We start from the raw sequence: 26,988 nt of genomic DNA, 5'->3' as shown, positions 1-26,988 counted from the left end.
TTTTTTCAATCAAGATACTTTAGATGATTGCTTAGAAAACGTATGAGCTGTTTTCTAGCGCTTTTCTAAAGGAATAAAAGCAATATTATGATCAATCAGCTTATTTCATTTTCAATAAAAAATAAGCTCATTATCGGATTGTTTACCTTGGCGTTGATAGGGTTAGGGATTTGGAGTATGAGGCAAGTACCGGTAGATGCAGTACCGGATATTACCAATAACCAAATTCAGGTAATCACACAAGCGCCCAATTTAGGTACAGAAGATATTGAGCAATTTGTCACCTATCCCGTGGAGCTGGCTATGGCCAATCTTCCTGGAGTGAGGGAATTACGGTCTGTTTCGCGTTTTGGCCTATCTGTGGTGACGATCGTTTTTGAAGACGATAAAGGTACCTACCTTCCCCGGCAACTGGTAGCTGAAAAGCTAAATGAAGTGCGGGATGATATTCCAGATGGGTTTGGTAAACCTAAAATGGGACCTATTTCCACTGGTCTAGGAGAAATTTACCAGTACACATTAGAAGTTGACAGCGCCTACCGAGACGAGTATAGCCTTACCCAGCTGCGCACCATTCAGGACTGGATTATCAAAAGGCAAATGGCCATGGTTCCGGGAGTGGTAGAGGTAAATGCCTTTGGAGGTAAAATCAAGCAATATGAAGTGGCTGTCAATCCCGATGATTTGATGGCCATGAACATCAGTATTGGGGATATCTACCGGGCATTGGAACGAAATAACCAAAACACGGGGGGGCTTATATAGAAAAAAACCATCAAGCCAATTTTATAAGGGGTGAGGGACTAGTGAGAAGTTTGGATGAAGTGAAGAGCATAGTCGTTGCCAATAGAAATGGCATTCCCATCAAAGTAAAGGATGTGGCAAATGTACGATTTGGGCATGCTGTTCGCTACGGGGCTTTCACCAAGAATGGTCAAGGAGAAGCAGTGGGAGGAATGATTCTTATGTTGAAGGGAGCCAATTCGGACAAGGTTATTTCAGCAGTAAAAGAACGAATCCAACAGATCCAGCAGAGCCTTCCCGAGGGTGTTCATATCAAGCCTTTCCTGGATAGGAGTGACCTGGTCCAAAGGACCTCTTCTACCATCCAAAACAATCTTCTAGAGGGAGGTTTGATCGTTATTTTTGTATTGGTACTGTTGCTTGGAAATTGGCGCGGAGGACTGATCGTGGCCTCTACTATTCCGCTCAGTTTGCTTTTTGCATTTATCCTGATGAATGCTTTTGATGTATGGGCCAATCTCATGAGCTTGGGCGCCATTGATTTTGGCATTATCGTGGATGGTGCGGTGATTATTGTAGAGAGCACGGTGTTTTTTCTCCACCAACGTGTCTTTAATGGAAAACCGATCAAAGCCGAAGACCGTGATGGAGTGGCTTCACATGCCTCCAAAAGCATGATGAACGCAGCCTTTTTTGGCCAATTGATAATTTTGATTGTCTTTTTGCCGATTTTGGCGCTTGAAGGTGTAGAAGGTAAAATGTTCCAACCGATGGCACTTACCTTCATATTTGCCATGCTAGGAGCCATGTTGCTTTGCCTTACTTATGTACCCATGATGTCAGCGCTGTTTATCCGCGTGAAGAAAAGCAGCCGGCAGAGTTGGGGGGACAAGATCGTCGTTTGGTTAGAAAACCAGTACCTACCGCTCTTGGAAGGAGCCCTGAAAAAAGGCAAATGGATCATAGGTGGAGCACTGGTGCTCTTTGTCAGTGCATTGATGTTATTTAGGAATATGGGGGGAGAGTTTATCCCGCAGCTGGATGAAGGTGACATCGCCTTCCACATCATTCTGTCTCCAGGGAGTTCGCTTTCAGAATCGGTGGCCACTTCCACTCAAGTCGAGCAAATTATCCTCGATAATTTTCCTGAAGTGGAGCAGGTCATGAGCCGTTTTGGGGTCGCTGATGTTCCCACAGATCCTATGCCCATGGACCTAGGCGATTGCATCGTTATCCTCAAGCCAATAGATGAATGGGTATCGGCAAACTCTAAGGAGGAACTGATCGGAAAAATAAAAGAAAAGATAAGTGTCCTCCCCGGGGTGAATTATGAATTTACCCAACCCATAGAAATGCGCTTCAATGAGCTGCTGACGGGAGTTAGGGAAGATATAGCCATTAAGCTATTTGGGGAGGACTTGGACATGCTAGCAGCCAAAGCCAACGAAATAGGCGGTCTTGTCTCCGGTATCGAAGGCGTGGCAGACCTCAGAGTGGAAGCTACTAAAGGCCTGCCTCAAATGACCATCGATTACAATAGGGATAAATTGGCACAATATGGATTGGACGTGTCCTCACTCAATACCGTCGTGCAGACTGCGTTTGCCGGTAAAAGTGCTGGTTCGATCTTCGAAGGGGAAAAGCGCTTTGACCTGGTCATCAGGTTGGATACTGCCAATAGGAGGGGAATCGATGATCTCAGGAACCTTTATGTGGATATTCCCACTGGAGCGCAAATCCCACTGAAGGAAATAGCCACGATCAGTTTCAAGCCAGGTCCGATGCAGATCAGCCGTGACAACACCAATCGTAGGACATATGTGGGGATCAATGTCCGTGGACGGGACATTGCTTCTTTGGTGACAGAGATCAAAGAAAAGCTGGATGAATCCTTGGATCTTCCGCCGGGCTATTATATCCGTTATGGCGGTGCGTTTGAAAACCTGGAACGGGCATCCCAACGGCTTCAAGTCGTGGTTCCTGTGGCCTTGGCTTGCATATTTGTGCTTATCTTCTTTGCTCTTCGATCTCTTCAGCAGACCATGATGATTTATATCGCCATTCCTCTTGCCGCCATTGGAGGGGTGTTTTTCCTTTGGCTGAGGGACATGCCTTTTAGCATTTCCGCAGGAGTGGGCTTCATTGTGTTGTTTGGAGTGGCCGTGCTCAATGGGCTGGTATTGATCAATGGTCTTAATGAACTAAAGGCAGATAATAACCTCTCCCTAACTGACCGGATAAAAATGGGAACGAAAAGAAGGATAAGACCTATTTTGCTTACTGCGTTGACTGACATTTTGGGATTTTTGCCTATGGCCATTTCCAGCTCTGCAGGAGCCGAAGTGCAGCGACCATTAGCCACTGTGGTCATAGGAGGATTAATTACTTCGACTTTGTTGACCTTATTTCTCTTACCTATACTTTATCAATGGATGGAAAATAGACCTTCTAAATTGACAGTTCCAAAGACAGGACTGGTCGTTGTTTTCGGGCTGGCGTGCATGTTGTTTTCAACAGCATCATGGGCACAGGACTCCCAAGTGACACACCCTATATCGCTGGATGATGCCATATCCAAGGCCCAGGAGAAGTACCCCTTGATTCAAAAAGCCCGCTTGGAAATAGATAAGCAGACAGTGCTGAAGCAACAAGCATGGGATATGGGAAATACCCAGGTTTTCACTGGTGGAGAAGAATTGAAAGATGGCCTTGGGGTATACACTACCATTGGTATCCAGCAACAGCAAATGGATGTCTTTGGTATTCCTTCCAAGACCAAGTACCAAGAACAGCAAATCGTTCTTGCTGAAGCAGCGCTAGATTTGTCCAGTGCTGGCCTTGCCAAGGAAGTGGGCATTGCCTTCGCTAAAGCCTATACAGCACAGCTGAGGTATTCTCTTTTGGAAAAAATGGATTCCCTTTATTCCAATTTTGAAAGGGCCGCCAGGATACGGTATGAGACCGAAACTACCAGTAAATTGGAATGGCTATCGGCTCAGAACAAATCCAAGCAGGTCACGATCCAAATGGAGCAAAGCCGTCACGATTACCAAATTGCTCTCCAAAGGTTCAACTTATGGCTGGTCAGTGATACACTCTTTACCGTAGATGTCGGCAATCAAAACGATATGTTACGTTTGGGGGACTCACCAGTTTCTAAGGAAGACCATCCACTATTATTGGTGGCAAAGGAACAACGGGAACTCGCTGAAAAAGGTGTTAAGAAGGCCCGAGCTGGTTATTTGCCAAAACTTTATGCTCAATATGGTATCCAAGAGGTACAGGGTAATTCAGGATACTCAGCTTTCCAGTTGGGCATCAGTATTCCATTGGCCTTTCACCAAAACCAAGCGGATGTGCGTTCTGCGAAACTAGAGGCTGCCCAGGCTAAGGCCACAGTGGACCAACAGCGACGAGAGTTCAACACGGCACATGGAACTGCTTGGCAAAAATACCTTAAATGGAAAGGTGCTTATGAATTTTATGAAGCGGAAGCATTGCCTCTTGCAAATGAACAAGAGCGCGGAGCCATGCTCGCGTATAAAGAAGGAGCGATTGATTATGTCGCTTTCCTTCAAAATATCAATGATGCGCTGCAAATCGAAAAAGATGCCTTGGAAACACTCCAAGCCTATTTCATAAGCAAAATTGAATTGGAATATTTCAACCGTCCAAACCGCAATCAAAATGAACAATAACGATATAAGTAACAGAAGAAGTGATATTCAGCTATCAAAATGGCTTTTTGCGGCCGTTTTCGTTCCAATGCTGCTCCTTTCAGGATGTGATAAAGAAACCAGTAACGAAGAAGCTACCGTACATGAGGAGAGTGAGGAAGGATTACACCTTACGCACCAGCAAGTGGAAGTCCTACAACTTGACATGGATACCGTAAGCCATCGTATAATGTCTTCGCTCGTTGAGGTGAATGGTGTCTTGGAAGTGCCACCACAAAATGAGGCTGCTGTGACAGCTTATATTGGTGCAAATGTAATGAATATCAATGTGATAGAAGGAGATGAAGTGAGCGAAGGAAAGGTGTTGGCTTATCTATCACATCCAGAACTCATCAAGATGCAGACCAATTACAGTCAAGATTGGCACCGCGTGAACTATCTCCAAAAGGAATATGAGCGGCAAAACACCTTGTACCAAGAGGAAGTAGGCTCCGGCAGAGATGTGGAGAAAATTTCCTCTGAACTGGCCGCACTGCGTGGATCAGTAAGCGGCCAGGAAAACCAACTCAAGCTGCTGGGCATGGATCCAGCAGCCATTCGGAAAGGCACCATCATGGAGCGCATCCCTGTCAAAAGCCCTATTGCTGGCTATATCAAAGAAGTAAATATCAAAACTGGCCAATATGTGGGGCCGGAGCATGAGATGTTTGAAGTAGTGAACATCCATCATATCCATGCAGACCTTATGGTTTTCGAAAAGGATGTCAATAAGGTGAAAGTAGGCCAAAAAGTCCGGTTTACCGTGCAAACCCTGCCTGATGAGGAACTCTTGGCGGAGGTTTATGCAGTGGGCAAATCCTTTGAAGAAATGCCCAAAGCAGTGCATATTCATGCAGAAATAGAAAACAAAAAAGGACTGCTGATCCCTGGAATGTATGTAAAAGGGCAAGTGATCACTGATGACTCGACTAGATTGGCCGTACGCGAAGGGGCTGTGGTGATGGACGGAGGTAGGAGTTACCTCTTTGCAGCGATGAGGTCCAGTGATCAATGGAACTTTGAGAAAGTTGAAATCATCACGGAATCCCAAGATAGTGGATGGACTTCTGTCAGGTTTTTAGCCCCAGAAGATAAACATAAAACCTATGTCATGAACAATGCTTATTATTTAATGGCTGAAATGAAAAAAGGTGAAGGGGGACATCATCATTAAACCCAGAATATGCATTAGCCTATCTATTGCGGCCTGATCCGCGGCGGCGGATGGTGATTCGAAAACAGCCTGATTTTCTTGCAGTTTCAAATCTTCCCAATAGCTAACGGGACAGGCGATTACAATTCCTAATGTATAAACCGGGTTAAAACCAATAAACATATTGGATTTTGTAAAAATCACATCAAAGGAAAGCCACCAGTTAAAAAATGGTGGCTTTTTTTGATTGGAATAAAAGCCAATGACAATTGTAAAAGTAAGGAGAATAGTAATAGATTAGGAGTACAATGAATTTAAAAAACCTAAACTATAAGCCCCACTCTATTATGAAAAGGATCGCTTCTGTCATCGCTGTTTTATGCTTATCCCTATTTCCTCTCTCAAGTATTGCCCAAGAAATAGGAGTGGGAGCCCAAAAGCCAAGTGCTGCCCATTGGTTGTTTGATGGTAGCAAGAAGATGCTTGATGCCAATTGGGAGTATTGGGAAGGCCCTAGATTGGAAGCAGAGCCACCGATCAAATGGCAGGTAGTCAATGATCCTGCGGGGCCCGGAACCGCTGTCAATACCAATGATCCGGCAGCGGCAAATGGAAAATACGGAGCTGCCGATATTGTCACAAAGCAAAAATACAGGGATTTCAGATTGCACATTGAGTTTCTGATCCAAAATGAAGGCGGCAATAGTGGGGTTTATCTTCAAAACCGTTATGAAATCCAAGTGTTGGATGGTGACTCTACCACCCACGGGATGGCTGCCATTATCAACGAAAAAGCGGCTCCTTATAAAATGTATAATGGATTGGGGAAATGGAATGCTTATGATATTGTTTTCCGGGCAGCAAGATTTGACCAAAACGGAAACCTTATCGAAAAAGCCCTCATGACCATGTACTTTAATGGTAAAAAAGTGCATGGTGACGAATATATCCAGCAAGTGTGGGGAGGGCCTTTTTCTGGATTGGATGGTGGCAACAACGGTGGCAAGGGAATCACCGACAGGCCAGGAGGCATCAAGCTCCAAGCAGAGGGACATGATGTGTTATACCGCAATATTTGGATAGTACCAATGGAAATCCCCCAATCATCTACGGATTTTTAACCCTTGGAAGTTAGCAAGGAAAATAGCCACCAAAGAAGGTAGTACATTTGATGGATTAACACGGCGTTCTTGGTCGATTTCAGGTGAATAGTTTACCATGGAAATTCAGGTGATTTTTATCAGGTTTCTAGGTGATTTATAAAGGGTGTATTCAGTAATAGTCAAGTTAGCTTTGTGGTTCGCTAACTTGTCAACATCATGAATAGTAATTCCAACAAAATTCCGACACAATCATCACCACATACTTTTCATATTCCTGTCATGGGATTGGGTTTTACGATTGACACGCCACTAAAGGTGGCCAAGTTTGGGATAGACAGTGTCGTGTCCATTATGGAAGATGACCTCATTGAAACCATGAGGAAGATCTATTGTAGAAAAAGTGGAGAACCCTATATTCCAATCCTGGAATCGACCGCAGATGCCCGAGCCAAAAGAATAACCGCCTACCTTGACTTGCTAGACAAACTGGTGACAGACCAAATAGAACGGCTTCGGGAGGAATCTTTCGACCTCCCAGGTGCTGAAATTAACCAATACTTCGAATTACTTCATGACCATCACCCAAAGAAAAAGCTGTATAACGTAATGCAGCAAGCCTCTTGTGAAATGAAAAAAGAACTTCAATCTCACTTGCGGAAGTTGGTAGTGCCAGGAAAAATCCACGTCAATATCATGACAAAGGTAGATAAAAGGAACTATGGGAAAGATGGAGAGGAACTTTCACGGGAATTTTCCGATGGACTGGCCGCATTAAGAGGCTTTGCTAAAAGTAAGCTCTGCTCTTCAGTGGTGTTTTCTGCTGGAATGAACCCTTCTCTATATGGCTATTTGGAGGAGTTTGAAGATTTTTTTCCAGATGAAACCGGTTATTGCAAAAAAGGGGTGATCTTAAAAGTCAGTGATTTTAGGTCTGCACAGGTGCAAGGAAAGTTTCTGGCCAAAAAAGGAGTTTGGGTGGAAGAGTTTAGGTTGGAGTCAGGGTTGAATTGTGGAGGCCATGCTTTTGCGAGTGATGGATTGCTAATGGGACCCATTTTGGAGGAATTTCGAGAGAAACGCCAAAACTTGAATGAGGAATTGTTGACCTTGTGCCAGCTAGCGCTGCAAGGCAAAGGGAAAAACCCCCTGCATCAGCAGTCTCGTTTTCGCATTACCGCCCAAGGAGGGGTAGGTACAGCTGATGAGCATCAACTGCTTTTGGACAAATACGCAGTAGATGCAGTGGGCTGGGGAAGTCCTTTCCTCCTAGTTCCAGAAGCTACTTCTGTGGACACAAACACCATGGAAAATATTATTAAAGCAAAAGCCGCTGATTTTTTTCTTAGCTACGCATCACCACTGGGGGTGCCGTTTAACAACCTACGGACCAGCACTGGAGAAGATCAACGAAAAGAAAGGATCAAAAAAGGCCGACCGGGTAGTCCCTGCTATAAAAAAGTACTGTCCTTTAACACTGAGTTTACCGACAAGCCGATTTGTACTTCCTCGCGGCAATATCAGGTATTGAAACTTAAAGCTTTGGAAGAACAAAAAAATACGCCTGGATATGAAGAAGAAAAAGCGGAATTGTTAGCAAAGGATTGCCTCTGTGAAGGCCTCAGTGCCCCTGCTATCTTGGCCAATGGAGAGGTGCCAAATCGAAACTTAAGTGCTGTGACCATCTGTCCAGGCCCTAACTTGGCGTATTTTAAGGGGATTTATTCGCTCAAGGAAATGGTGGACCATATTTATGGAAGATCGTCCATTCAGCTAACCCCAGATAGACCACAAGTCTTCATAAAAGAACTGCAGCTCACTATGGACCATTTTAAAAATGAATGGAAAAAATTCCAGTCCCACCTTGAGCAAAAGAAAGCCAGTGCGTTAAAGAAATCAAAAAGGAATTTGGAAGAGGGAATTAGCTATTATCAGCAGTGGTTTTCTGAAATTCAGGATTTCACTGCTTCTGAACGTATCAGCATTCAACAAAGTCTAGAAGAAGCGAAAAGGTACTTCTCATCCGTAACATTCGCCTAAATTCAACCCGGATTATGCGTTAGGAATCGTAGTGAGAGCTGAAATTGCAAGAAAATCAGTTAGTTTGGAGGCATTAGCGTAGCACCGCTACGGTTATGCCGAAAACTAAAGTGAAACGGCTGATTTTGAAGCAGTTTAAGGTCGCAACACCTGTGCGCCGTGGCGTAGATAGGCTAATGCATATTCCGGGTTCAATGGAGAACTGTAGATAAAATCAAAAAGGCTGTCTCTACCGTCATGATGACAAATAGAAGACAGCCTTTTTATTATAGCGGGTAGTCTTGCCTAAAGCGATGCTTATTCGGCGAGACTATTTGCTATTTAGCATTTTCATCCTCACTAAAGAGAAATTGTTTTAGCTCATCGATGGATTGACCGGTCTTTTGCTGGAGACGGCCAAGAAGCTGATCCTCTTGTCCCTCAGCATAAGTGAGGTCATCATCGGTCAATTCACCATATTTGGATTTCAACTTACCTTTAAGTTCATTCCAATTTCCTTTTAATTTCAAGTCGTTAGCCATTTTTGTAATTGGTTTTAGGTTAAAATAATTGCTTTTAGTTATACTATTTTCAAGCCTTGTATAGCTATTTAATCGCTTTTAATCGGAGCGTAATGCCTTTATGAGGGCTTTTTTGTCCATTTTACTTCGGCCTTCTATGCCTACCTTTTGGGCTTGATCATAGAGCTCGTCTTTGGTCCATTCTTCATAAGGAGGGGATTGGCCTCCTTTTTCTCCAGAGTCAGCCGTATTTGCAATTCTAGCTGCTTTGGTTTTGCTCATTCCCTTATCACGTAAGGCTTCGTATTGTTCATCATTTTTGATATGTGGGCCGTGGTTTTTACTCATGGTTTCTAGAAAGTTGGTTTAGTTGAATTCGTGCAAACCATGTTCCAAGCCATGTGAAAAATGGTTAAAAACTAAATATTATTTGAATTGTTATATGGTTTGGTTAAATAGTATCAAAGATTTAAGGCCGCTTACCTGATTGGAAGTGCTGAGAGGTGGATTGAAAAAAATACGTTACAGAGCGGGCGTAACTAAAAATACGCTAATTGGTTACTAAATGTGGGGATATTTGGTCATAAGCAAATATCCCCATTGGTCTTTTAGGTCTTTCTTATGGTCTATTGCAGTGCCTTTATCAAGCGGTCATTGAGGTTGACATAATCCATGTTTTTTGCCTCATCGGCCAGCTGTTTGGACATTTCGGCACTTTGGATGGCTTCTTGAGTGAGGCCCAGCTTATCTTCGATTTTGGCTTTGAGGTGCACCGTCCAATATTTTGGATCTGCTTCCACTGATGTTTTTATCCATTCATGAGCCTGTTCCATGTCTTTGTCATTGTTGTAATAATAAGAGGCCGCTTGATACAATAGTCCTGGATTGTCTGATTGGGTATCAATGACCATTTCTTGGATCTGACTCATGACTACTTGATCTACTTCCGTTTCTATTCGAAAGCCAACACCTGTTTTTTCCCAATGGAGGTTTAGGGTAGCGCCGGTATCGGTCATGTCATTGAAACTCAGCTCCATGGTTTCGTAATATTCTTTGCTTTTTTGGGAGGGAACAGTGAATCTAAGTACGTCGTTATCAGGTGTATACCCTATCGCTCCCCATAGTTCTAGGTTTTCAGAGAGGACAAAAGTCCATTCCTTTTTATTGGGAATAGCATATAGTGCATAAGTTCCTGCGGGTACATCATGGCCTTCTACACTTACTGGTGTGCTGAAGGTGATTTTGGTGCTGGCATTGGCGCCGGTCCGCCACACTTCTCCATAAGGAACCAAGGTGCCGAAGATTTTACGGTCTTTGACGCTAGGTCTGCTGTATTCCAGTTTGACGTCAGTGAGGCCGATTTTTTGGCTGATAGTAGCAGCAGGGCTTGCCTGGGGCATTTGAATTTGTTGCGCTTTGACCACTCCAAATGAAAAGAGTGTCAAAAGTAAAAGAAACGGAGTTGCGATAAGCTTCATGGATATAATACGTTAATTTTAATGATAATAATACGAGGTTTTATTGTTGTTAAATTTAAAATATGCTATAAATGACTATAAAAGGCGTTAATATTCTTCCCAAAGAATTCTTTTTAAAAGATGATGTAACGGAAATAGCGCAGCATCTTTTAGGAAAAATTATCGTAACACAAATAAATGACGAATACACAACCGCTCGGATAGTCGAAACAGAAGCCTATGATGGCACTATAGACAAGGCATGTCATGCGTTTCCGAACAAGATAACGAGAAGAACGGAAGTAATGTTCAGCGAAGGGGGAAGAAGTTACGTTTATCTATGTTACGGCATCCATCATCTGTTTAACATCGTAACTCAAGTAGAGGGAATTCCCAAAGCTGTCCTTATCAGGGCTGTAGAGCCCTTGGAAGGAAAGGACATCATGAAAAAGCGCAGAAAAGTAAACACTGATCTCCAACTGACCAATGGTCCAGGAAAGGCTGCACAGGCATTGGGTATCAGTACCTTGCACAATGATGTGATCTTATATCAAAAAAATGGTATAATCAGCATTGGATGTGAAATGAATAACGTTAATTTTGAAATTAATGTAAGCACTAGGATTGGAGTAGACTATGCTGGGGAGGATGCCAAGCTCCCTTGGAGGTTCTATATTAAAAACAACGCATACATAAGCAAAAAATAAATGAGTTTAGCCATAATATCACCTGATAGAGACATTACTCCTTGGTTGGAGATTTTGAAGAGCAAAGCGGGAGACATTCCCTTGGAGATCTATCCGGATATCAAACATCCCGAGAAGGTAACCGCAGCCATGCTTTGGCAGCACCCCAAAGGTTCACTAAAGCAATTTCCCAACTTAAAGCTCATTTGTTCAATGGGAGCTGGAGTGGACCATATCCTCGGTGATGATACCATCCCAGAGGATATTCCGATTACCAGGATCGTAGATCCCAAACTTACCTTCTCGATGACCAATTATGTGATCATGGGGGTGCTGAACTTTCACCGTCAAATAACGCGCTACCAGATCAATCAAAAAACACATAAATGGGATATGAGTAATCCCGAGATTCCAATCAGTGTAGGTGTTCTGGGGGTAGGAGAGCTCGGGGGAGATGTACTGGATAAGCTCTCCTATATGGGCATAGAGGTCTGTGGATATGGGAATAGCCCCAAACCGGATTTTAAACATCCCTATTATTACGGAGACCAATTGGAGGAGTTTTTGTCAACATGTAACGTTTTGATATGTCTATTGCCGTTGACACCACATACAGAAGGTTTTCTGAACCTGGAGTTGTTCAGAAAATGTTCCAAAGGAAGCTACTTGATCAATGTGGCCAGAGGAAAACATTTAGTAGAGGAGGATTTGGTTACGGCACTTGATGAAGGTCTTTTGAGTGGAGCCTTGTTGGATGTCTTTCGACAAGAGCCCTTGCCTAAAGACCATCCGTTTTGGGACCAGGAAAATATTACCCTGACCCCTCATATAGCAAGTATTACCAATCCAAAAGCGGCTGCTCCGCAAATCATCGAAAACTATCACAGTTTGGAGACGGGGCAACCGCTTGTGAACAGGATCGACAGGAAAAAAGGTTATTAATTAAAATTAGAATTGTCATGAGTACTTTTAAGATTTTATGCCCCACTGATTTTTCGGAATGTTCTCTGAATGCACTGGAATATGCCGCCAAGCTGGGTGAAAAATATAGGGCGGAGTTGATCTTGTTTCATGTTCCAGACATGGAGGATTATGGTAAATTGTTCAATAAGCCTCAAAGAGATGCTTTGGAATTCGTCCGAAGTAAATTGGAAAACTTGGTAGCAGAGGTGCTTTTGGAAAGCAAAGATAAGGGGTTGCGGACATGTATTCCGGTTTTGGAAGAAGGGGAAACAGTGAAGACCATTGTGGAGTATGCCAAAGAGAAGCAAGTGGATCTCATCGTTATGGGCACGGAAGGTGTCAATGACATTAAAACCAACTTTATAGGCACCAAGTCGAGTAAAGTGATCGAAGAGGCTGATAGGGACGTATTGATCGTGCCGAGGAAAGTGTTTTTCAAGCCCCCACGTAAATTTGTGTATGCCTCTGATTATTTGGAAGAGGATAAATTGGCCATTCAGAAAGTGGTAAAGATGGCCCACTTTTATGATACGGAGATTGATATTGTTCACGTCAGCACCCGTACAAAAGCCATAGACAAAGCCCTTCACCAAACGATGGTGGAAGAAATAAAGCCTTTTATCCATTACGAAAAGACCAGCTTTGTGCTGAAAACATTCCGGGATGAAGTGGGGCTAGGCTTGGAAAATTATTTGTTGACTGCCAAGGGAGATATCCTTGTGACCCTGAGCAAGAAAAAAAGCTGGTTTGATCAGCTCTTTACCAAAAACCTCTCCAAGAAAATGTCCTATTTCATCAATAAACCACTTTGGGTAATCAAGAAGGTGTAGGGGGGAAGTACGAAGTAATAGGTACGAGGTACGAAGTCAGGGCAATCGGGTTAAATCCATAATCCGTTCGGAAGCAAAATCTTTACCATAGCTGTTCGGGATTTGCAATCCCGAACCGGGATAATGGGGATTTAAAATCCCCTAGGCCATTTGAGAAAAGCATAAACATCAAAAGGATATAGGTTTGCTGCAACTCACATGCATTCGCCTGAAGGCTATGTCCGTATTCTGCAGGGCTGACCAGAAAGTCCCCTTTAGGGGATTTAGGAGTGGATGTTGGCGAATGTCTTTCGGAAGCAAAATCTTTACTCAGACGTCAATGTCCTTTTATTTTTTCTTACCCAGTTTGGATTGGATAAAGGTGAAGAACTCTGCCCGTGTATTTTTGTCACTGAGCACTCTACCCACCGTTTTCCAATAATTGGTAAAAGATAGCTCACTAGAAGCTTTTGCAGGTTGGTTCTTGAGTTGTTCGGGTGTTTCTGCGGCCGGCTTGGGTGTCGGAGGATCTTTAGGGGGATTGGTGCTTTTCTGTTCTTTGGGCTGATAGCCCACCAAGTTATCCGCCTTATCGAAGCTCTTTTTTGATCGCTCCTTGTAGCCAAGTTTTTCTTCTACGATCCCTCTATTGTTATAGGAAACGGCATCTTCTGGATCCATTTCGATGGCTTTATCGTAATCAGCAATGGCTCCTTTCAAGTCACCGATACGGTCTTTCAAAAATGCCCTACTGGAATAACGGTAGGGATTGTTGGGGTCTAGGTTCAAGGCACGGTCCAGTTCAGCAAGTGCTTCCTCGTTGCGTTTTAGCAGGTGCAGTACTACGGCGCGGTCACTGATAAAATCAGCATTATAATTGTCAGCTTGTACCAGCAGGTCAAAATCTTCCAATGCCGCATCCAATTTGCCCATTCGGGAGAGGATCCGTCCCCGATGCAGCAAAAGCAATGGTTGCTGTGGACTATTGGTCAGTAACTGGTTAAAAATCTCCAGTGCTTCTTCAAATTTACCTTCTTTGTACAGCGAAATGCCTTGATTGATATCACTCACGCTTTTTATGCTTTTGATTTTGGCCAAAATTAGCAACAATATTTATAACAGCCCATTGTTTGAATAAGTTTAGCAGGGGAGGTGTTAATGTAGAAAAGTTGGAAGGTTAGGTGAGCTTGTTGAAAAGTGGGGTGATTTAACCCGGAATATCAATGTCGTTTAGTTAGTGTGTATCTGGAAATATTGGTTTAATTATTTTTCTTGCTAAATTCCAAGATAGTTTTCATCCCTTTACCTTTGTTACTTTTTTGCTTCAGGTCAAAAAAGTAACCCCAAAACCCCGCCGCTGTGCATCTATTGGCCTAAAATTAAAACCTTCCCTATGCAGGCAAACTCCTCCTGTCTAAAGCCAGGCAGGCCTGTCTAGCAGCGAGATAGACAAGCCTGCCTTTTTGCCCACCCGCTTTTTAATTTCTTAACGCCCAATACCTGCAAGGCAGATCCGATTAATAAGTTTCTTATGGATAAATTATCATCATTATTCCATGTAGTGGTATATTTTCTTAAGTAACCAAGTTGAGCGAGAACTATAAGCCCCCCTGAGCCAAAAAAGGTATCGCTTCCTTATTACGGACCTCGGTCGCAGGGTAAATCCATGTTCCATTTTAAAAGGAATACCACCGGCCTAGATTTTTTTCTTTCTTTTTTCATCAATAGCCTGCCCCGAAGGCTTTCGGGGGAAAAAAGGAAAAGGATAAAATCCACCAAGATGTTCAGGTTTCCCAGCCAAAGTCAATCAATAAAAGGACTTTTAGGTATATGAAAAGGAGGATATACCCTTAACTAAACGGCATTGATTCCGGGTTTAAGTAGTGATGAGCTTTTTTAGTTTCCGAACATCTCCATTGCTCATTTTCAGTGTGATCATATCAGGGCCGGAATAATACCTGAATTTAACGTCTCTTGCTTCTTTGAGGTGTTCGATAATCGATGGGGCAAGGGAATAAGTGAGTTTGAATTTCCTGCTATTGAGCTGGGTATATCCCGTTACAATGCTGACTTCAGTGGAATCTGCTGCCAGAATATCGTCTGTGTCCTCTTCAATACTGGAAGTGTTTTCCGATTCCATTGCCTCGATCATGATTGGGTAGACAGCTGAGTCGATCAATAGATAGGCTTGTTTATCTACCGAATAGGCATTTGAATGGAGGTTTAAAACTTCAAAAACGGTATAATTGGAAGGTTCATGTGCTTTGGTTTCCTTGAGGATCGTTTGCCTGGCATAGTAAAGAGGAGATGCTTTTTCCAAGGCATCTTTATATATAAAATCCCTCTTTACCCGAGTACTTGACTTTACTTCATCATGTTCGACGATCATTTGGGTGTTAACATACCAAGAGCAGCCAGTGATACTTAATAAAATTAGTACAGAAAAAAACCGCTTTGTGATTTGAAAGGATGACATGATTGCTTTCATAAAAAAGGACTTAAGAATTTTCAAAAAAAGATAAACTTGTTTACGAAAAATCAATACAGATGGTTGTACGATTGGATTGACTGATTTGAGGGTGGGCAATTCGGGTTGGGATACCGCCTATTTATAATGGTCCTTAAATAAGTCTTACACTTTTGGGATGGCATATCTTTTTATCGAAGGAATATCACTTTTCATTATTCCTAAGATGTCAATAATTTCTATATTTGAGTAGAAATACAGAGATATGCCAAACCAACCTGAAGCAGTAATCAAGGAGTTGAAAAGCGGGAAATATGCTCCTGTTTATTTTTTGCAGGGAGAAGAGCCTTATTTCATTGATCAGATTACTGATTATATTGAGAAAAACGCCATTCCGGAGCATGAAAAGGGGTTTAACCAGATCATGATGTATGGTAAGGATGCCACGATGAACACCGTGCTGACCAATGCGCGGCGGTTTCCAATGATGGCAGAGCGACAAGTGGTCATCGTGAAGGAAGCCCAAAACCTTCCCGACCTGGGCAAAGAAGCTGGTGATAATTTACTGATCAATTACCTTTCCAATCCCTTGCCGAGTACCATTTTGGTGTTTGCGCATAAGTACAAGTTGCTGGACGGTCGAAAAGCATTGGCCAAGGAGCTGGACAAGAAAGCCGTATTGGTAAAATCCGCAAAAGTCCCGGAATACAAGCTCAGCCCTTGGATAGATACCTATCTGAAGAGCAAAAGCTTTACCATCGAGCCAAAAGCCTGTCAGATCGTGGCAGAGTCCATCGGAAACAACCTGGAGGTGCTGACCAATGAGATCGACAAGATGCTTATCAACTTTAGCGAGCCGGTGCAGATCGACAGCAACCACATTCAGCAGTTTATTGGGATCAATAAAGACTATAACAATTTTGAATTGACGAAGGCACTGAGTTTTAGAGATGTCTTGAAAGCCAATAAGATCATTCACTATTTTAGCCAAAACCCAAAATCCAATCCGCTTATACCGATCATTGCCTTGCTTTATCTGCATTTTTCGAGATTGGTATTGGTGCATGCCAATAAGAGCCAAGGGGAACGGGAGCTGGCAGGAAAGTTAAAGGTCAATCCCTATTTTATGAAAGAATATATGATTGCTTCCAAAAACTATCCTTTAGGCAAGGTTATTGATAACATCGGATACTTGAAGGAAGCAGATCTTCGTTCGAAGGGTATCGATGCCAACGGAATGAACGAATCAGAAATCCTTAAAGAACTCGTATTTAAATTGATGCACTAAGGTGCAAAACTTTACCATGAGAAAACTACTTATACTGTTTATAGCCGCAAGTATTTTTTGTGAGGCAAAAGGCCAGTCGAGCATTTACCAGACTGGGCTGGAAAAGCAGATCAATGATGCCTATGAGCTTTTTGACAAGCATCAATACAGTGCTTCCAAACTAGAATTCGAAAAACTACAAGCAGCCGAACTGAGCCCTTCACAGCGAATAGATGTGGACTTTTACCATGCTGTATCAGCGCTACGATTGGACAATCCAGATGGACCAAGCTTGGTCAACAAGATTATCAAGGATTATCCAAACGATCCCAAATCCAATGAAGCTGCATTTTTGATGGGAGATTATTATTTTGATAAGCGCCACTATAAGAAATCGATAGAAGCATATAATTTGGTGAATGTCGATGTAGTTTCGCTTGAACAGCGGTCAAAAGTGTACTTTAAGACAGGGTATGCTTATTTTCAACTAAAGGACTATGTTAATGCCGGACGTTATTTTGACCCAGTAAAGAAGATGGAGACCACATATACTGGTGACGGGTTTTATTACAGTGGTTATGTGGCATTGCAACAAAACAAGAACGATCAGGCCATTGCTGATTTCAAACAAGCAGACCGTTATCCTGAATACCAATCCAAGATTCCCTACATGCTTTCGGAACTTTACTATCGCCAAGAGCAGTATGATGACTTGATCGCCTATGCCACGCCAATTACCCAGTCCAGAGGTAATCTAGACCAAAAAGAAGGCATATACCTTCTACTGGCTGAGGCATATTTTGAGAAGCGTGATTTTACCAATGCCGCCACTTACTATGATGCGGCCACCAAAGCCGGAAAGGCCGATATGACGCGCGAACAAATGTACAAGGCTGGTGTGGCCCAGTTTAAGGTGCGCCAATATGAAAAGGCTACCGATTACTTCAAGCAAGTAGCCTTGGAAAAAGATAAGCTGGGTCAGGTGTCCAGTTACTATCTTGGCCATGCTTACTTACAGCTAAACAATCCCCAGTACGCAGTGACCAGCTTCAGTGCAGCTTATAAGAGTGATTTTGACCCAGCTATCCAAGAGGAGGCCTTGTTCAATTACGCCAAACTGAGCCTTGAACGGGGAGGATTTCAAGAAGCTATCAATGCGATGGACAGTTACCTGGCCAACCATCCCAATGGACAGAATGTGGGAGAAGTGGAGACATTGCTAAGCGACGCACTGATCAATACCAATAATTACCTTCGTGCCATCCAGCATATCGAAGGCATGAGCAATAAATCACCTGCCATCAGGGCCGCTTACCAAAAAGTAACCTATTATCAGGGATTGACCTACTACCGTAACAAACAGTATAACCAAGCGATTACTTACTTTGATAAATCCATTACCTATCCAGTGGATAAGGAGATCGTACATGAGGCGTTTTACCGAAAAGGGGAGTCATACGCGGCTAAAGAGGACTTAAAAGGCGCAATTTCTGCCTATGAACAGATCATGAACATGCGTCTTACCTCACTGGATCCTGCATTGATCAAGAGCCATTATGGCTTGGGCTATGCGTATTTTAATACCAAGGATTACGCCAAAGCAGAAGGCCAATTCAAGTCCTATACCAACAAAATAAAGAAGGTATCCAATGTCCAAAGCTATTACGATGATGCCTTGATCCGTTTGGGGGACTGCTATTATATCCAAAAGAAATTTGATCAGGCATTAGCAACATTCCGTTCTGCTATCAATGACCGTAATCCTTCTGCTGATTATGCTCATTATATGGCAGGTGTGGTACTGAACTTCCAAAACAGAAATAGGGAAGCGGTGGCTGAACTGGACAGGGCCATCAGCCGCTATCCAAATAGTCGTTTTAGAGACGATATCATCTTCCAAAAAGCGCAGATCAATATGGAAGAATCCAGCTACGCAGCTGCCAGCAAGGGGTATAGTGAGCTGATCGACCAAAGTCCTAACAGTCCATTTGTGCCATTTGCGCTGGAAGGAAGGGCCATAGCGAGTTATTCACTCAAAAAATATGACCAGACGATCAATGACTATAAAACCATATTGGACCGCTATCCAAATGCAGAAAATGCCAATGCTGCGTTGGTAGGCCTCCAAGAGGCGCTAACACTGCAAGGGCGATCGGGAGAGTTTTCGAATTATCTATCAGATTATAAGCAATCCAACCCTGGCAACCAGAGTGTGCAAAGCGTAGAATATGAAGCTGCCAAAAACCTGTTTTTTGGGCAGTCATACCAGCAGTCCATCGAGGCCTTCCAATCCTACCTGAGCAATTATCCCAATGCGGCGCAGAAGCATGAGGCGACTTATTTCATTGGGGATGCTTATTTGAGGATGCAGCAAAAAGAGCAAGCGCTCCAGACATTTTATCGCTTGGAAGAGATGGGAGCCTCCAGTCAGCGGGCCAAGGCCATACAGCGGATTGCGGAAATTGAATTTGAGAATAAAAACTATGAGAAAGCCATTCCGTACTTCATCACCAGTACTCAAGTCGCTAGGGATAGGGTAGAGCAATATGAAGCCAATAAGGGCTTGATGATGGCCTATTATGAAACGGCCAATTACGATTCGGCAGATTTTTATGCCGATAAGGTAATCGAACTCGGGGATGTAACCGCCGATGCCAAGGCCAATGCCCAGCTCATCAAGGCAAAGTCTTTGCTCCAAACCGGGAAAACGGCCGATGCACAGGATGAACTGATGGCTTTGGTCAATGAAAGCGGCAGTATCCAAGGTGCAGAAGCGCTGTTTGTCCTTGCCGACTCGTTCAGGCAGGCGGGGAATTTCACACAGTCCAATGAAACCATCTTTAGCTTTTCGGAAAAATATGCGGTGTATGATTATTGGTATGGAAGGAGCTTCGTGCTGTTGGCCAAAAACTATAAATCGCTCAATGAAAATTTTCAGGCCAAAGCAACATTAGAATCTGTCATAGAGAACTCAGAAAATGAGCAAGTCCTGACAGAAGCCCAAGCAGAGCTGGAAAATATTCAATAAACTTTGTTGATGTACTGAATAAAGAAATGATGAATAAAATAGTAAAAGTCATATGTTTATCCCTGCTTGTTCCGGTCATGAATGTACATGCACAGGACCAAAAGGGAAATGAGCGTGGCCAAGTAACAGATGCAGAGTTTGTCATCCGAAAAGACAGGGTGCTGAGCTTGCCTACTAGGTCAAGAAACTTTGAGAGCGTGCCAGCTTTGCCACAGCCGCAGACCAACAGCAGCTTTACGTATGATGCGAGGGATTTCTTTTTTACCCTGCCACCAAGTCAATCGGATGTCAAGCCTTTTGAGAAGCAGTTTTCTTCTGGCAGCACTGAGCTGTACCATAGTTTGGTAAGGCTGGGATATGGGAACTATCAATCCCCTCTGGCGGAGCTACATATCAATAACCTGGAAAGTGACTATCTGAACTATGGCGTGATGCTTCGGCATCAGGGATTTTATGAAGGCCCTGTGGATCAGAAGAATTCCGCTGAAGACCATACGAATATTCGGCTGAATGCCAGCTACTTTACTGAGTTTGTGGAGATTTTTGGTGAGGTAGGATATGACCGTGACCGATACCATTTTTATGGCTATACGCCGGGAACTGAAGTGCTGGCGGACAGCATCCAGCAATTGTTCAGTACGATATATGGGCAGGGAGGTATTCGGAATATTGAAAAGGACGATCCCTTTAATTATGAAGCCAAAATAGGACTGCGCCTCTTTAATGATGATTATTCCGCTCGGGAGCACGAAGCCAGTTTTGCGGGTATGGGCTACTATAATTTTAATGAAGGATTAAGTGCTGGATTAGATATTTCCGCATTTTTGACTTCTCCGTCAGATATTACCTATACGGATATGAATAGGAATTATGCCAAACTATCACCGTATGTGAGGTATAAGACCACGATGTTTGAGGTGAATGCAGGGTTGAATTTCGTCAGTGAAAATGATATGTATACGGACAAAAGCAGTGATTTTCATATTTTCCCAAAAATTGATGCGTCCTATTACGTGCATGAAGCTTTTGCAGTGTATGGAGAGTATGTCGGTGACGTTCAGCGAAATACTTATTACGGTTTTGCGATGGAAAATCCTTATCTTGGTCCTAGTGACCAGCTTTTAAACACTGTCCAGAAGTTTAGGGCAGAAGGAGGCATCAAGGGTAGTGTTAATGATGCCTTTACTTATAAGCTAGGCGTGGCGTATGGAGATTATGACAACATGTATTTCTACGCAAATGGCGCATCCGATAGTACTCGGTTTGAGTTATTGTACAATGACGCCACTGTTCTCAGCTACACTGGTTCACTGGGGTATAGTGTAAGTGATAAATACCAACTTACAGCAGCAGCCAATTACTACCACTACACCTTGGATGATAGCCAAGATCCTGCTGCAGCCGAAAGCCCTTGGCAACGTCCGGAGTGGGAAATAAACGTTCACAATACGTTCACTCCTGATGAAAAATGGTTGATACAGGCGGGCTTGGACATGATGGGAGGAATATATGCAAAGAACCTAGAAACCGGCGCTGAAGATACGCTGAGCCCGATTATAGATCTTAATGCAAAAATTGATTATAAGATTACTGAAAGGTTTTCAGTGTTTGCGCAGGGAAATAATTTGTTGAACCAAAAAAATGAGCGTTTTTGGAATTATCAATCCCGTGGAATTCAGGGGATTGGTGGGGTGACCTTTAAATTTTAGTTTTGGTGAGATGTAATGATTTTGCGTAATTATTCATTAGTGCCATATTGAGTAATTGAGGGTTTTATCTTAGTTTAGCAATTTAAACCACCAAGAAAGCAGAAGAATGACAGACAAGGATCAGGGAAAAAAATCGAAAAGAAAAGACGAGGATAAGGATTTTGGCTTACCAGAAATCGAAATCACACCCATTTCCAGTGAGGAAGACAAGTCTGATCCAACGCCTGCCGTAGTGCCTGTGCCTACCGGTGGAGAAAAGAAAACCCCTAAAGCCACTTCTAGAAAACAGGAAAAGGAAGAAAAAGAGGCCTCTACGAAAGTGGCTACAGCTCCGATTCCTGAGGCGGCACCGGCTGCTCCTGTTCCTCCTGATGATGATGAAAAGGAGGAAAAGAACAACAAAGCCGGATGGATTATTCTTGTGCTATTGTTATTGGGGTTAATTGGATTTGGCGTTTATCACTTTGTGTTACGCACTCCTGTTAGTCCCGAAATTCCTGAAAAAGTCACCGTGGAGCCAGCAGAAGAGGAACCAGCTCCAGTGGTAGAAGAAGCTCCTGCGCCGCCAGTGGCTGAAGAACCTGCCGCACCATCGCTTACTGAAATTAGTGAGAAAGGTAGTGCGCCAAGATATTTGGTGACAGTAGGTGCCTTTATTGATGGTGACTTGGCCAAGGACTTTTCTGATCGTTTAATAAAAAAAGGATATAGCACCTACATTGTACTACCTGGTCATGGATCGTCGTTCTATAAATTGGCCATTGCAGATTTTGATAATGTAGATGATGCATTGGTGATGATCGATCAAGAACAGGAGAATTTCGAAGAAACTTTATGGGTTTTTAAATTTTAATATGATCTTACTACAGACTTTATCAACTGATAACCAAGCGGTTGCCGATTCGCTTACTGCCATTGAAAATACCACCCAAAGCATTGGGCTTTTTGATCTATTGATCAAGGGTGGATACATGATGATCCCGCTTTATGCGCTGTTCATTTTGGCGATTTATATTTTCGTGGAACGCATCATTACCTTGAAAAAAGCAGCCCAAACGCCAAAGGGCATGATGGACCAAGTGAAAATGATGGTGCAGACAGGGGATATTGGCGGTGCCAAAATGATATGTCAAGAGGAGGATACCCCTGTGGCAAATATGATCTCAAAAGGGCTGGAAAGAATCGGTAGCCCATTAAAAAACATTGAAGTGGCGATCGAAAATGTAGGTAAAATAGAAATCTACAAACTGGAAAAAAACCTGAGCCTATTGGCGACCGTTTCTGGTGCAGCGCCCATGATTGGGTTTTTGGGTACTGTGGCAGGGATGATCCGGGCGTTTATTGGTGTGGCCCAAGAAGAAGGAATGGTTTCACCAAAATTGCTGTCCACAGGGATTTATGAAGCAATGATTACTACGGCTTCTGGACTTGTGGTGGGGATTATCGCTTACTTGGGATATAATTACCTCGTGGCCCGCGTATCCAAGCTGATCCACAATATGGAGTATACCACTGTGGAGTTTATGGATCTGCTACAGGACAAAAAATAAGGACTACAGCGGTCATTTAACAGTGAGCAGTGGGTCTTTTTTACAAGAAACAAGCATATGGCACTACAATCAAAACATAAAGTAGAAGCGGCATTCAGCATGTCATCGATGACAGATATTATATTCCTGTTGTTGATTTTTTTTATGCTGACCTCTTCCTTCATCACGCCTTCTGGATTACCGGTAAACTTGCCCAGCAGCGAAACCGCTGACATCGTGATGCAAGAAGTGACAGTAACAGTGACCAAAGACCTGAAATATTCCGTGAATGATAAGATCGTGGAGCGGGAGGGAATCAAAAAAGAGCTGACAACGTTACTAAAAGGTAAGGATGGACAGGTGGTGCTCCATATCGACAAGGAAGTACCGGTGGAATACTTGGTAGAAATTGGCGGTATTGCCGCCAAGCTCGAAGCCAATGTGTCCATCGCCACAAAGCCATTTAAGTAGTAATTATAAAGCCAAAAATCAATACGAAAGGTGAAAAGACCAGGTTGATTATCAGGTAGTGAAATGGTAGAAGGAAGTAATAACAAGGAAAAAACATAAAGCAGGAGTTAAGAGTGGAAGGAACCGCACATAGTACGGAGCTGGATAGTAGAAAGAAAGCAACCATCATTACCATCATTGTAAATGTGTTGGTATTGGTGGGGATCTATTTTATTGTGGTATGGAGACCTCCTGTGCCGCCGATGGCACAGTTTGGCCTAGAGCTAAACCTCGGTTTTACAGATGTGGGAAGCGGTAGTGAACAAACAGAAACCCCTCCCTCCGAAAGTGAACAGATCAATAACGAATCACCTGCTCCTGGTACCCCCGTGGAGTCTCCGGATCCTGTCCAGCAGGAAGTACAACCTGTAGCCCAACCTGAGGCGCAACCACAACCCACAGAATCCAAAAGCAGTTTTGAGACACAATCGAATGTGGCCAGTCCACTGGAAGGCAGTGAGAAAAGTAAGGAAGCCGTAAAAGAGCCTGAGCAGCCCAAAGAGGAAGCCAATCCGGTGACCAAACCTGCTGAAAAGGAGGAAAAGAAAGTAGAAGAGAAGGTGGAAGAAAAGCCCAAAATTGACCAACGGGCTATTTTTGGTGCTGGGGGCAATACGGGGACGAGTAGTCAATCTTCAGCGGGCAGTAATGAGGGAACATCTACGCAGAAAGGCGACCAAGGTAATCCTGAAGGTACCATTGATGGGAGGTCATTGATGCAGTCTGGACAAGGCAATGCCGGAAATGGCGCAGGGTATAACTTGGATCTCGCCGGATGGGATTTTGCTAGCAAACCCAATATCCAGGACAGGATTTCCAATAGAAATGGCAAAATCGTTTTTAAGATCACCGTGGATGATAATGGTAAGGTGGTCAGGGCCATTCCACAAACTTATAATGTGACCAATGAAGTGCTTTCCTATTACCGTGGAGTAGTCAATGGGCTTACTTTTAAGCGAAAAGGCGGAAATCCTGCGGCCGACTATTCCGAAGGAAAAATCACCTTCATCATCAAAGTAGACTAATCATAAGATGACGTACCAAGAGACGTTGGACTACTTGTTCAATGCATTGCCGATGTTCCAGCGCATTGGCGCAGCGGCATTTAAGAAAGACCTTAGCAATACCCTTCAGCTCTGCGAGCACCTCGGGCAACCTCAAAGAAAATTCAAATCGATCCATGTTGCGGGGACTAATGGCAAGGGCAGTTCTTCCCATATGATCGCTGCCGTGCTCCAAGAAGCTGGCTATAAGGTAGGGCTGTACACTTCCCCGCACTTAAAGTCCTTTACCGAAAGAATAAAGATAAATGGCCAAGAGATACCACAAGAGAAAGTGGTTGATTTTGTAGCCCAACACCGGGATTTTCTCGATAGCCTAAAGCCCAGTTTCTTTGAAATGACGGTAGGACTTGCTTTTGCGCATTTTGCAGCGGGGGAGGTAGATTTTGCTGTGGTAGAAGTGGGGATGGGAGGAAGATTGGACAGTACCAATGTGATAATTCCTGAAGTATGTCTGATCACCAATATTGGACTGGACCATACCCAGTTTTTGGGAAATACCTTGGGTGAAATAGCAGGAGAAAAAGCGGGCATTATAAAGGAAAAAGTTCCAGTAGTGATCAGCCAAAACCAGCCAGAGACTCTTGAGGTTTTTAAGGCCAAGGCAATGGAAAAGTCATCACCTGTTTTCTTTGCAGATCAATTTTTCAAAGTGCATCAAATTGGTTTAAATAAGGAATATAAAAACTGTGATTATCAGGTTTTTAAAAACAATATCGAATCAATATACTCATTAGACCTTTTCGGGAAGTATCAAGAAAAGAATCTCCCTGGAGTCCTTATGGTGTTGGAAGTATTAAAGGAAAAAGGGCTGGTGATCAGACCGGAAACCATACAGTCTGGATTGGCACATGCAGCGGAGATTTCCGGGTTGAAGGGGAGGTTCCAAAAATTAGATGAGAGGCCATTGGTCTATTGTGATACTGGCCATAACGAAGACGGTATTGGTCTGCTGATGGAGCAGCTCCAAGCCATGGCCTATGATCAACTCTATATTATCCTTGGGATGGTCAACGATAAGGACCTGAGCAAGGTGCTCAGCCTTTTGCCAAAGGAGGCAAAATACATTTTTTGTGAGGCGAATATTCCAAGGGCACTACCTGCTGATCAGCTTAAGGAAAAAGCCGCTGCACAGGGCATCGAAGGTGAAGTCATCCGGAATGTCAATGAAGCCTTGACCGAGACCCGAAAAAAAGCATCAAAAAACGACCTTATTTTTATCGGAGGCAGTACCTTTGTGGTCGCTGAAATCGAAAACTTATAAAATGGGCAGAAATAAGCTGGCGAGATTTAAGGCCAACGAAGAAAACCGCAATGTTGTTCAGGAAGGTAAGGAAATTTTTGAACACATAAAGGGAAATTGGAGAACAGATCAATTTAAGAATGAACAGCCGATAGTGGTTGAATTGGCCTGTGGCAGAGGGGAGTTTACCGTAGGACTGGCGAGGGAGTATCCTGAGCAGAACTTCATCGGGGTGGACATAAAAGGTGCCAGAATCTGGAAAGGCAGCACGATAGCCATCCAAGAGGGGCTAGAGAATGTGGCTTTTTTGCGCACGCAAATTGAACTGCTGGACCGTTTTTTTGCAGAAAAAGAAATCAGTGAACTGTGGATCACTTTTCCTGATCCCCGCCCTCGCGACGGTGATGAGAAAAAGCGGTTGACATCTCCTAGATTTTTGGAAATGTACAAACCAATGCTCCAGAAGGATGGCTGGATTCATTTTAAGACGGATAATACCGCTTTGTTTGAATATACTGTCGAATTGCTCCAAAGCCGGGATGATATCTGTGACTTGGTCTTTACGCATGATTTTTACGCATCGGAATTCCGGGACGATCACCATGGCATCAAAACCCGCTACGAAGCCATGTTCAGCGCCAAAGGAGAGAAAATAAAATATTTGAAGTTTAGGTTTATATCATCTTAACGATAATAAATTGACCTCTTACACTTCCAAAAATCCATTGAAACAATTAGAATCCCTGCAAAGACCTTATATGTATATCCGCAATGATACCAGTAATCACAGAGATATGAAATAGGTCCTCACAGAAACCACGAAAATCTCAGAAAAGCGTTGTTTCATTCTGGGTTTTCTGTGCATTCCGTGAGAAATAAAACCTACTGGCAACAAAGCGTATTATCAAAAGACCTCAACTATCTTTTGCTACTTTCAATAGATATCTTGTTATTAATTTGTGAGTTTTTTAACTTTCAAATAATAATAATTTAAAGGTTAGCAGGT

Annotated in this window: 20 protein-coding genes and 1 pseudogene; 16 read left to right on the top strand and 5 right to left on the bottom strand. The window is 43.2% G+C overall.

Annotated features, from left to right (window positions below; translation table 11 throughout):
- The first annotated feature begins 87 nt into the window (after positions 1-87).
- From DN752_RS00990 to DN752_RS00975, 4 genes and pseudogenes are all read left to right on the top strand, one after another.
- Positions 88-4,442, top strand: a pseudogene (locus DN752_RS00990) (CusA/CzcA family heavy metal efflux RND transporter).
- Complete coding sequence (locus DN752_RS00985) at positions 4,432-5,634, top strand: efflux RND transporter periplasmic adaptor subunit (protein ID WP_245949410.1); 1,203 nt, start codon at positions 4,432-4,434, stop codon at positions 5,632-5,634. The pseudogene DN752_RS00990 and the gene DN752_RS00985 overlap by 11 nt, the downstream one beginning before the upstream one ends.
- Before the next feature lie 326 nt (positions 5,635-5,960).
- Entirely contained in the window at positions 5,961-6,734 is a 774-nt protein-coding gene (locus tag DN752_RS00980) for a 3-keto-disaccharide hydrolase (RefSeq protein ID WP_112782239.1), read from the top strand.
- 198 nt (positions 6,735-6,932) lie between these two features.
- Positions 6,933-8,753: a hypothetical protein gene (locus tag DN752_RS00975; RefSeq protein WP_112782238.1), complete on the top strand. Its 1,821-nt coding sequence runs from the start codon at positions 6,933-6,935 to the stop codon at positions 8,751-8,753.
- Positions 8,754-9,070: 317 nt separating this feature from the next.
- Here the strand turns inward: DN752_RS00975 and DN752_RS00970 are convergent, their stop codons facing one another.
- The 3 genes from DN752_RS00970 to DN752_RS00960 all read right to left on the bottom strand — a co-directional run bounded on the left by DN752_RS00970 (position 9,071) and on the right by DN752_RS00960 (position 10,731).
- Positions 9,071-9,274: a CsbD family protein gene (locus DN752_RS00970; RefSeq protein ID WP_112782237.1), complete on the bottom strand. Its 204-nt coding sequence runs from the start codon at positions 9,272-9,274 to the stop codon at positions 9,071-9,073.
- Between the two features lie 78 nt (positions 9,275-9,352).
- A complete protein-coding gene (locus DN752_RS00965) occupies positions 9,353-9,601 on the bottom strand; it encodes a DUF7218 family protein (protein WP_112782236.1) in 249 nt (82 codons plus the stop codon).
- Between the two features lie 278 nt (positions 9,602-9,879).
- Complete coding sequence (locus DN752_RS00960; RefSeq protein WP_112782235.1) at positions 9,880-10,731, bottom strand: DUF2911 domain-containing protein; 852 nt, start codon at positions 10,729-10,731, stop codon at positions 9,880-9,882.
- Positions 10,732-10,802: 71 nt separating this feature from the next.
- Here DN752_RS00960 and DN752_RS00955 point away from each other — a divergent pair, with 71 nt between their 5' ends.
- Genes DN752_RS00955 through DN752_RS00945 form a run of 3 tightly spaced genes read left to right on the top strand, consistent with a single transcriptional unit; the run spans position 10,803 to position 13,189 of the window.
- Complete coding sequence (locus DN752_RS00955; protein WP_112782234.1) at positions 10,803-11,417, top strand: DNA-3-methyladenine glycosylase; 615 nt, start codon at positions 10,803-10,805, stop codon at positions 11,415-11,417.
- Positions 11,418-12,338, top strand: a complete 921-nt coding sequence (locus DN752_RS00950; protein WP_112782233.1) for a 2-hydroxyacid dehydrogenase — start codon at positions 11,418-11,420, stop codon at positions 12,336-12,338.
- A 17-nt stretch (positions 12,339-12,355) separates the two neighbouring features.
- Positions 12,356-13,189 (top strand): universal stress protein, encoded by an 834-nt coding sequence (locus DN752_RS00945; protein WP_112782232.1) that lies wholly within the window; start codon positions 12,356-12,358, stop codon positions 13,187-13,189.
- A gap of 327 nt (positions 13,190-13,516) precedes the next feature.
- On the opposite strand, the gene DN752_RS00940 is transcribed toward DN752_RS00945, so the two are convergent.
- Entirely contained in the window at positions 13,517-14,239 is a 723-nt protein-coding gene (locus DN752_RS00940; RefSeq protein WP_112786380.1) for a tetratricopeptide repeat protein, read from the bottom strand.
- An 805-nt stretch (positions 14,240-15,044) separates the two neighbouring features.
- The gene (locus DN752_RS00935; RefSeq protein WP_112782231.1) at positions 15,045-15,656 is read right to left on the bottom strand and encodes a hypothetical protein; all 612 of its coding nucleotides are present in this window, start codon (positions 15,654-15,656) and stop codon (positions 15,045-15,047) included.
- Positions 15,657-15,900: 244 nt separating this feature from the next.
- Between DN752_RS00935 and holA the strand changes: the two genes are divergently transcribed.
- The 9 genes from holA to trmB all read left to right on the top strand — a co-directional run bounded on the left by holA (position 15,901) and on the right by trmB (position 26,670).
- Positions 15,901-16,923, top strand: coding sequence for a DNA polymerase III subunit delta (gene holA, locus DN752_RS00930; protein WP_112782230.1), 1,023 nt, complete (start codon positions 15,901-15,903; stop codon positions 16,921-16,923).
- Positions 16,924-16,939: 16 nt separating this feature from the next.
- On the top strand, positions 16,940-19,930 hold the full coding sequence (locus tag DN752_RS00925) for a tetratricopeptide repeat protein (protein ID WP_112786379.1): 2,991 nt from the start codon (positions 16,940-16,942) through the stop codon (positions 19,928-19,930).
- A gap of 26 nt (positions 19,931-19,956) precedes the next feature.
- Positions 19,957-21,639, top strand: a complete 1,683-nt coding sequence (locus DN752_RS00920) for a TonB-dependent receptor (protein WP_245949409.1) — start codon at positions 19,957-19,959, stop codon at positions 21,637-21,639.
- 106 nt (positions 21,640-21,745) lie between these two features.
- Complete coding sequence (locus DN752_RS00915; protein WP_112782228.1) at positions 21,746-22,492, top strand: SPOR domain-containing protein; 747 nt, start codon at positions 21,746-21,748, stop codon at positions 22,490-22,492.
- Between the two features lies 1 nt (position 22,493).
- Positions 22,494-23,189: a MotA/TolQ/ExbB proton channel family protein gene (locus tag DN752_RS00910; protein WP_112782227.1), complete on the top strand. Its 696-nt coding sequence runs from the start codon at positions 22,494-22,496 to the stop codon at positions 23,187-23,189.
- Between the two features lie 57 nt (positions 23,190-23,246).
- The gene (locus DN752_RS00905; protein ID WP_112782226.1) at positions 23,247-23,639 is read left to right on the top strand and encodes an ExbD/TolR family protein; all 393 of its coding nucleotides are present in this window, start codon (positions 23,247-23,249) and stop codon (positions 23,637-23,639) included.
- A 113-nt stretch (positions 23,640-23,752) separates the two neighbouring features.
- On the top strand, positions 23,753-24,703 hold the full coding sequence (locus DN752_RS00900; protein ID WP_112782225.1) for an energy transducer TonB: 951 nt from the start codon (positions 23,753-23,755) through the stop codon (positions 24,701-24,703).
- Positions 24,704-24,710: 7 nt separating this feature from the next.
- Positions 24,711-26,003, top strand: coding sequence for a bifunctional folylpolyglutamate synthase/dihydrofolate synthase (locus DN752_RS00895; RefSeq protein WP_112782224.1), 1,293 nt, complete (start codon positions 24,711-24,713; stop codon positions 26,001-26,003).
- A gap of 1 nt (position 26,004) precedes the next feature.
- Positions 26,005-26,670, top strand: coding sequence for a tRNA (guanosine(46)-N7)-methyltransferase TrmB (gene trmB, locus DN752_RS00890; protein ID WP_112782223.1), 666 nt, complete (start codon positions 26,005-26,007; stop codon positions 26,668-26,670).
- Positions 26,671-26,988 lie beyond the last annotated feature (318 nt).

Origin of the sequence: Echinicola strongylocentroti, from assembly GCF_003260975.1 — a bacterium.
GTDB classification, from domain to species: domain Bacteria; phylum Bacteroidota; class Bacteroidia; order Cytophagales; family Cyclobacteriaceae; genus Echinicola; species Echinicola strongylocentroti.
This window is presented reverse-complemented; position numbering and strand designations above follow the sequence as displayed.